The organism is Helicobacter anatolicus, from assembly GCF_021300615.1.
GTDB lineage: Bacteria > Campylobacterota > Campylobacteria > Campylobacterales > Helicobacteraceae > Helicobacter_H > Helicobacter_H anatolicus.
In genome coordinates, this window is the sequence record NZ_JAJTMY010000007.1 from 25105 (window position 1) to 31488 (window position 6384).

Consider the following 6384-nt stretch of genomic DNA (forward strand, 5'->3'; position numbering starts at 1 on the left):
TCTAGCCTTCTTGTTTAACTTTTTTGCTTTTTTTCAATAAATCTGCGATTAAAAATGCTAATTCTATAGATTGAATTGCGTTTAATCTAGGATCACATTGCGTGTCATAGCTACATGCTAAAGTAGTTTCTGTAATCGCTTGAGATCCACCAATACACTCTGTAACATTTGCTCCTGTCATTTCTAAATGGATTCCACCCGCATAGCTTTTCAACTCTTGATGAATAGCAAAAAAAGATTTGATTTCTGAAAGAATACTTTGAAAATCTCTTGTTTTATAACCATTGCTTGTTTTAATTGTATTGCCATGCATAGGATCACAACTCCATAGTATTGCACGCCCTTCTTTTAGAATTTCTTCCAAGATTTTTGGGAATCTCTCTTCTATGATATTTGCCCCCATTCTTACAATAAGATTAAGACGCCCGGATTCATTTTGAGGATTTAAAATATCACAAATCTTTAAAATCTCATCTTTAGTGATATTTGGTCCAATTTTTACTCCTACGGGGTTTTTTACCCCTCGTAAAAACTCCAAATGCGCTCCATTGCAATCTCTTGTTCTCTCTCCAATCCAAAGCATGTGTGCAGAGCAATCATAAAAATCACCACTAAGACTATCTTGACGCACTAATTGCTCTTCATAATGTAATAATAATGCCTCATGGCTTGTGTAAAATTCTGTTTCTTTTAAAGCAGGGGTGTTTTGCGGATTGATTCCACATGCCTCCATAAATCCCAAAGTTTCGGTAATGCGATTTGCAAGGGCTTCATATTGCCTGCCAAAGCTATTGTTTTTGACAAAATCTAAATTCCATTGATGTACTTCTTTAAGATCTGCCAAGCCTCCTTGTGCAAATGCGCGTAATAAATTTAGTGTTGCAGCACTCTGGTGATATGCCTCTAGCATTCGCGAAGAATCTGGTTCTCTTGCATCTTTATCAAATGCAATTCCATTGATAATATCACCCCTATAGCTAGGAAGCTCTTGATTGTTGACTTTTTCAAAGTCACTAGACCTTGGTTTAGCAAATTGTCCTGCCAATCTACCAACTTTAATAACCGGACAACTTCCCGCAAAAGTTAAAATTGCACTCATTTGCATCATGATTTTAAAAAGATCGCGAATATTTATCGCGCTAAATTGTGAAAAAGATTCTGCACAATCCCCGCCCTGTAATAAAAATGCTTCACCACGACTTGCTGCACCAAAGGCTTGTTTGAGTTTTCTAGCTTCGCCCGCAAAAATCAATGGAGGATAATTTTTTAGTGTTTTTTCCACTTGCAATAAAGCTTCTTGATCTTTATAGATAGGGTGTTGCTTGATAGGAAAGTTTCTCCAGCTTTTTTCATTCCAGCTTTGCATAATGCATCCTTTTGGGGCAGTAGTTTTTTATTTTTATTGTAGCAAAAATTAAACTATGTTATAATAACCCTCATACTAATGTAAAAGTTTAGAGGAAGAATATGATATTTGATGATAAATTACTTGCGAAACTAGAAAGATTGGCGATGATAAAAATTAATCCTGAAGAAAAAGATAAAGTGGCAAAAAATCTTAGCAATACCATTTCGTTTATGGATAATATCGCAAACGTCAATACAGATTCTGTAGAAATTTCTTATACTCAAGCAACTCCACTAAGAAAAGATGAAGTTTGCAGTAGTTTTGAAATAGCAAAAGACACGCTAGATCATGCACCACAAGCAAGTGATGGGTATTTTATCGTTCCTAAAATTATTGAATAATTTTTGTATTCTTTATTTTTTATTTATATTTTTGCACAAGGTTGATTTCTTGTGTAAGAAATTATTATAGATAAGATAAATGATGGATTTAAATTTCTACTATTAATTTTTATTTTTCTAAAAAACTTGCACAATAATTGTTTTATTCTAAATAAATATCATTTAAATAAAAATTTTTATTTTTTTACTCTAAAATTTTCTTAAAAACAAACTTGATATTTTAATATCAAAACAAAAGTTTTTAAGTTATTGATTGCAACTTCTTTAGCGTTTAGTTTAATTTTTGCTTTTATAAAACTACACAAATAGCTTACAATATTAATCTGATTGTCTAGTGTAATCTTAACAAATGAATAAAAAATTAAAATTTTTTATAGATAGAACATAAAAAGTTTATCTAATGGTAAATACAAAAAAAAATTTAGATATTTTAATAAAATTTTAAAAAAAATCATATAATACCCCGATTTATCTTCAAATTACTTCAAAAAAATATTTTGCAAGAAAAAAGGAGAAGTAAAACATGAAAACAAATAAAACAAATAAATTTAAAATTTTTAATCCTATCGTAGCAAGCTCACTGGCTTTAATCTTAGGTAGTGGAAGTGTGTATGGAGGAAATATTGAAAGTAGCTGTGGCAGCAATAATAGCTGTAATCAAGTTGAAGGAAATATCACCTTTCAATGGGGAAGTGTCTCAGATGGTGATTTTAGTGTATCAAATTCTGGAACAGGTGGTAAAGATAGGGTAGTCACCTTCAAAGATAATACAATCAATCAAGTCACATTAAAAGATACAAGTTTTCAAAACAATCAGGTCTTTACTGGTGAAGGATCTCATACAATGATAGTTGATTTTAAAACAATCAACCTCAATGAAAATAATACAGATTCTACTAGAACCTTCACTTTCAATGCAGATAATTTATTTACTGGGAATCTTTTGATTGCTGGACTTGATAGGGATAGTAGCCTTCAAAATAGCTTTAGTGACAAAATCACTTTTACAGCAGATTTTAAGCAAGGTATGAAAGGAAATATTGAAGTCCGAGGAAATGGAAAACATACAATCAGCCTCAATGATAAAGAAATTAAAGGAAATATCCAAAGTAATGCGCAAGGTGGAAATCTTACGATTAAAAATGGAACATTAAAAGGAAATATTGGAGGCAATACAATCGGTGCATCAAATGCAAAAGATTTTTATATCACTTTTGAAGATTCTAAAATGATAGGAAATATCCAAACAGCAGACAATGATTTTTCACGCAGAAATGTTGTCTTTAAAGCTTCTGAAAATCAATCATTGAATACAGATGGTAATGATAATTTTATTTTGGTTGGAAATATTACTTCTAATGGAACTGGAGCCGCAGATACGCTAGATAAAAACAATGGAAATTATGTCATCTTTGAAATAGGTTCTATGCAGGGGGATATCATAGCAAATGGAGAAAAAGGATTTGGTCGTGCAGGATATAACAAAGTAGAGTTTAAAGCTGCGGGAGCCAAACTCAAAGGAAATATTGGAGGAAATTTTGTTAAATACAGCGATCTAAGATCAACAAATGAAGTGACATTTAGTGGAGCTTCATCAATTCTAGAAGGAAATATTGATAGTCAAGCCAATGTCGAAAGTGTTGTGATTTTTACAAATGGAGGGGTGATCACAGGAGATGTTAAGGCTAGCACGACTTCTACTGGAGGAAGTGCGATTAATAAAGTTACTTTCTCTGGAGTTGGAACCAATACAATCCAAGGAAAAATTACAAGCAACAAATCAAAAAATACTATTATTTTTAATGGAGAAAATACCGCTTCTACTCTATCTGATTCAGATGTGAAAAATGAAATCAAAGGAGGAATTGAAAGCTCTGGAAATAATGAAATTATCTTTAAAAATGCCTATGGAGCAAAAAATTCTGTTTCTAATAGTATAACTGGGGATATTCTAGCTAGTGGTGGAAATAATACTATCACTTTTGAGACAGGAAATCTTAATCCTTCAGCAAAGAACTCTATAGTAGCAAATATCACAGGAAATGGCGGGACAAATAAGATTGTAATGAATGGAGATAATACTATCGATGGAAAAATCCTAGCTGGAAATGGAGGTAACGCTGGATATAATTATTTCTACTTTTCTGGATCTAGCACAACATTTGGCGGAAAGCAAACTCTAGATTCTAAAGCTATTGCTACATCTATTGTTGCAGAACAAACAAGCGGGAATGCTACAGAAAAAAAGAATCTTCTTCTTTTTGAATCAGTAAACAACACTCTTACTCTTAGCGAACTTAGAGCCAATGGATATGGGCAAAAAGCACTTAATGTTTTATCTTTTAATGAGCCTAAGATGCTACTTTCTCAAACAACGCAACAAAATAATCTCTCAATCCAATCAATGAGTGCTGATAGTGGCTATAACTATATAGGTAAAAATATTTTAACTAGCAATGAGCAAAATTCTGCATTAACAGAAAATACTAATAATATAAGTTTTGTTGATGATACCAATGCTTTTGAAGGAGTGCTTCAAGTTGGATCTATAAGTTCTAGCAATGGAGGAAAAAATAATATTTCCTATAAAGCTAGTGCTAATATTTTAGCTACGACTATGGAAGGAAAAGAAGGAGAAAAAGAAGAAGGCAAAGTTATCGCTACACAAAATGCCATTATCGGATCTTTAGCTTTAAATAACGATGAAGCCACCAAGGCTAAAAATCTTTTAAAAACTGCTATTTCTGGAAATAACAATCTTTATTTAGATTTAAGTAAAAATACTGATTTTGCTGATGTTAATAATCTTATTAAAAATGAAGCTAAACCCTCACAAACTCTAGATCAAGAATCTTTATTATCCAAAACTCAAGCAGTGATTCTCGGTAATATTGATAATCAAGATAGAGGAACCAATAATATTAAAATTGTAGGGGGAAGTTCTAAAGCAACAGATATGATGAAAATGGGTGAAGAAGTAGCAACTAATGACCATATTAAAATTGGTTTAGTGGGAAATATTACTACAAATGGTGGTAGCAATAACCTTATTTTTGAAAATAGTATCTGGCTACCTAACTACATTGCAACTACAAATACAGAAGAAGCAACTAGTATAAGTATTCCCAAAAATCTATCAGGAACACTGATTAATAGAAACAATGGAACTACAAACATTGTTTTAAGAACTTCAAGTGCTACTTTAAATAACTTAGGCGCTTCTATGTTTAATGTAATTAATGCTGGAGATCAAAGTAAAGTTAATATTGTTGTTCAAGGTCAGGTTAATGTAGGTGCAAATATCACTTATGGAGGGAGATTTGATGGTGATAATTATATTTGGGATGGAAAAAGCAATACAAGCGAAACTACCTTTATTTTTGCAAATAGTAATGATATAGGTGTGATGGATGGAGTAAAAGAAGGTGAGGATAATAGTGGCAAAGATAGCTTTACTAACAATTCTACAGACACTACCAATGCAAATTCCAAGGTCCTAGGTGTAACTTATCAAGATGGAGTAAAACTTACACTAAAAGATAAAAGCATAGGTGGTGGTTCTTTCTTAGGAACTTATGCACATTATTTTAATAATGTAGCAGAAAATAATAGCCTCTTAACTCTAACTACAGACAGGAAATACTCTAACAATGCCCAAACAGATACAATTACTATTAAAGGTCTAGCATTAGGAGATATTACTGAACTCTCACCAAGCAGTAAAACAAGAGAGGGTGATAGTCAAAGTAGCACTACTACTTATAACTACAATGTAACCCTAGATAAAAACTCTGCACTTGTAGGAAATATCACTTTGCAAGAAAATTCTAATGTTACTCTTACAATGAATGAAGGCTCTAAACTTCTCACAGACAGCAATCATTTAAAAATCAATACTTTAACAATTAGCACTACTAAAGGTGTAAATACTAATGAAATCTTATTAAACACTTTTGCACAAAGTAATACCATTATTGATATTGCAACGATTAATCCTGATGGAAGCCTAGCTACAAATAATAATGGAAATTTAAATCCAGCTACAAGAACAAATTTTAGATTGCTTGAGATTGGAAGCGTAGATACAAATCTTCCGCAAGTAGAATCTACTTCAGCTAATGGTCTTCAAGGAGATGGAGCAATCTTTAGAGTATATATGAATGATTCTGTAAATCAAGATACTGCTACTTTAGCTGGTATTAAAGCACAAACAAATATGCAAAAACAAGAAATGGAAGAACAAAAAGCAGAAGGTCAAGGTACCGATGGTCAATACGGACATCTCTATAGTGATAGAATCCTAATCCTATCAGGAAATGTGAGTGAGAGTTCTGATGCCACTAAGGTTAATTACATCCAAGTTCTAGCAGATACTAGCACACAACTAAAAAGTATTAAATACTATGGTGGTGGTACAGAAACAGCAGATAATATTGCAGTAGCTACGGTAAAAGGAACTGGCGATCAACAAGTTGCAAAGTTTGAAGGAGCGGCACAAATCCAAGGATTTGATGTAGTAGGAACTACACTCACAACAGCCACTACTGATCAATATGGAAAAATTAAGAGTACTATGAATGGTGGTGCAGAAGGAGATAATTACACTACCTACTTTGTTGATTCTATGACTTCTAG

At 32.4% G+C, this 6384-nt stretch carries 3 protein-coding genes; 2 read left to right on the forward strand and 1 reads right to left on the reverse strand.

The genetic code is table 11. The features are described 5' to 3' along the window. Position 1 precedes the first annotated feature (1 nt). Entirely contained in the window at positions 2 to 1366 is a 1365-nt protein-coding gene (locus LW133_RS07230) for a class II 3-deoxy-7-phosphoheptulonate synthase (RefSeq protein WP_233077776.1), read from the reverse strand. Positions 1367 to 1467: 101 nt separating this feature from the next. On the opposite strand from LW133_RS07230, the gene gatC reads away from it, so the two are divergent. Both gatC and LW133_RS07240 read left to right on the forward strand, forming a co-directional pair. Next, positions 1468 to 1749, forward strand: coding sequence for an Asp-tRNA(Asn)/Glu-tRNA(Gln) amidotransferase subunit GatC (gene gatC, locus LW133_RS07235; protein ID WP_233077777.1), 282 nt, complete (start codon positions 1468 to 1470; stop codon positions 1747 to 1749). Positions 1750 to 2272: 523 nt separating this feature from the next. Further along, positions 2273 to 6384 (forward strand): beta strand repeat-containing protein (locus tag LW133_RS07240; RefSeq protein WP_233077778.1); only part of this gene is annotated, 4112 nt, incomplete at its 3' end.

What these genes read in the sequence shown, in the direction of transcription:
- LW133_RS07230 (WP_233077776.1), bottom strand. Translation starts at nt 1,366, where the DNA reads ATGCAAAGCTGGAATGAAAAAAGCTGGAGAAACTTTCCTATCAAGCAA.
- gatC (WP_233077777.1), top strand. Translation starts at nt 1,468, where the DNA reads ATGATATTTGATGATAAATTACTTGCGAAACTAGAAAGATTGGCGATG.